Source organism: Massilia cavernae (assembly GCF_003590855.1).
GTDB classification, from domain to species: Bacteria; Pseudomonadota; Gammaproteobacteria; order Burkholderiales; family Burkholderiaceae_D; genus Telluria_A; species Telluria_A cavernae.
The window spans coordinates 1-2,157 of sequence record NZ_QYUP01000045.1 but is presented as its reverse complement, the minus strand read 5'-3'; the positions used below and the strand labels follow the sequence as shown (position 1 = coordinate 2,157).

The 2,157-nt window shown below is 65.6% G+C and carries 2 protein-coding genes; one reads left to right on the top strand and one right to left on the bottom strand.

What is annotated here, in order from left to right:
• On the top strand, window positions 1-338 hold a 338-nt coding region (locus D3872_RS04805), incomplete at its 5' end, for a 2Fe-2S iron-sulfur cluster-binding protein (RefSeq protein WP_147373792.1).
• Between the two features lie 53 nt (window positions 339-391).
• Here the strand turns inward: D3872_RS04805 and D3872_RS04800 are convergent.
• Window positions 392-2,157: efflux RND transporter permease subunit (locus tag D3872_RS04800; RefSeq protein WP_119809727.1), on the bottom strand; the 1,766-nt coding region annotated here is incomplete at its 5' end.

The following is a 2,157-nucleotide window of genomic DNA, read 5'->3' as shown; positions in this document are numbered from 1 at the left end:
AACGAGGGTGGCCCGGGAACCGGCTGCACCGCGAATATTTCGCGGGAGCGGCCCGCGCCAGCGCGGAGGACAAGCCGTTCGGCCTGCGCATCGCCAGCAGCGGCCAGCTGGTGCACGTCGCGCCCGACGTCAGCGCGCTCGACGCGCTGGCCGCAGCGGGCATCGCGCTGCCCTCGTCCTGTCTGGCCGGCGTATGTGGCACCTGCATCACCGGCGTACTGGAAGGCGAACCGGAACACCGCGACCAGGTGCTGGACGCGACCGAGAAGGCGCGCAACAACTGCTTTGCGCCGTGCTGCTCGCGTGCGCGCAGCGACGTCCTTACCCTTGATTTATAGGGACAAGCGCAGGGCCACGGCCAGCACGGACCGTGGCCCCATACCTCTTTCCCTTACGCTGCCGCGGCGGCCCGCAGTACCTCGGCTGTCCGATCCTTCCGATGCGCGAGGCGGTACAGGATCGGCAGTACCAGCAGCGTCAGGATTGTCGAGGACAGGATGCCGCCAATGACCACGGTCGCCAGCGGACGCTGAACTTCCGCGCCGGTGCCGGTCGCAATCGCCATCGGAACGAACCCAAGGGAGGCGACCAGCGCCGTCATCAGGACCGGCCGCAGGCGTGTCATCGCTCCATCGTGGATCGCGCGGTCGAGCGGCATGCCTTCATCGCGCAAGGACCTGATGTACGAAATCATGACCAGCCCGTTAAGTACGGCGACGCCGGACAGCGCGATGAAGCCGACGCCCGCGGAGATGGACAAGGGGATGTCGCGCAGCCACAGCGCCACGATCCCGCCGGTCAGCGCGAACGGCACGCCGGTAAAGACGATCAGGCCGTCCTTCACGTTGCCGAACATCGCGAACAACAACATGAAGACCAGCAACAACGCTACCGGGACCACGATCTTGAGGCGGTTCGATGCCGACTCGAGCTGCTCGAAGGTGCCGCCCCAAGTGGTCCAGTAGCCGGCAGGCACCTTGACCTGCTCCGCCAGCTGCTGCTTCGCGTCCGCCACAAACGAGCCGATATCGCGCCCGCGGACGTTCGCGGTGACGACCACGCGGCGCTTGCCGTCTTCCCGGCTGATCTGGTTCGGCCCCGGCGCATAGTCCAGCGTCGCGACGTCGCTCAGTCGCACGAAGGACGGACGCGCGCCCTCGCCCGCCGGCAGCCGCAGCGGCAAACGCCGGATCGCTTCGATGTCGGTGCGTACCGCCTCAGGAAGGCGAACCACGATCGAGAAGCGCCGGTCGCCTTCGAACAGCGTTCCGGCCAGGCTGCCACCGACTGCCGTCTCGAGCAGCTGCTGGACATCGGCGACGTTCAGGCCGAGGCGTGCAGCCTTCTCGCGGTCGATCTGCAGCGACAGCATCGGCAAGCCGGTGGTCTGCTCGACCTTCACGTCGGCGGCTCCTGCCACGCCTTCCAGCGTCTCCGCTATCTCGGCGGCGGTCCGGTTCATGGTGTCCATGTCGTCCCCGAATACTTTCACGGCCACGTCGCTCCGTACGCCGGAAATCAGCTCGTTGAAGCGCATCTGGATCGGCTGCGTGAACTCGTAGTTGTTCCCTGGGAGCTTGGTGACGGCGTCCGAAATCCCTTCGACCAGATCCTCTTTCGTGCGCCCTGGATCCGGCCACGCCGAGCGCGGCTTGAGGATAACGAAGATATCCGCGACGTTTGGCGGCATCGGGTCGGTAGCGATTTCCGCCGTGCCGATCTTCGAGAACACGGTATCGACCTCCGGGAACTTCTTGATCGTGTGATCGAGCACGTTTTGCATTTCAATCGCCTGCCCAAGGCCGGTACCGGGAATCCGCAGCGCGTGCAGGGCGATGTCGCCCTCGTTCAGGCTGGGCACGAACTCGCTGCCCATGCGGGTCGCCAGCAGGCCGCTCAACAGCACAACCGCCGCCGCAGCCGTCAGCACCACAGGCTTGTTGCGCATGACCTTGTGGAGCATGGGTTCATAGCCACGCTTCGCCCATGCCATCAGGCGGTTTTCCTTTTCGCCGACCTTGTCGCCGATGAGCATCGCCACAGCGGCGGGAATGAAGGTCACCGACAGGATCATCGCGCCCAGCAGTGCGGCCACCACGGTAAATGCCATCGGGTGGAACATCTTCCCTTCGACGCCGGTCAGCGCAAAGATCGGCA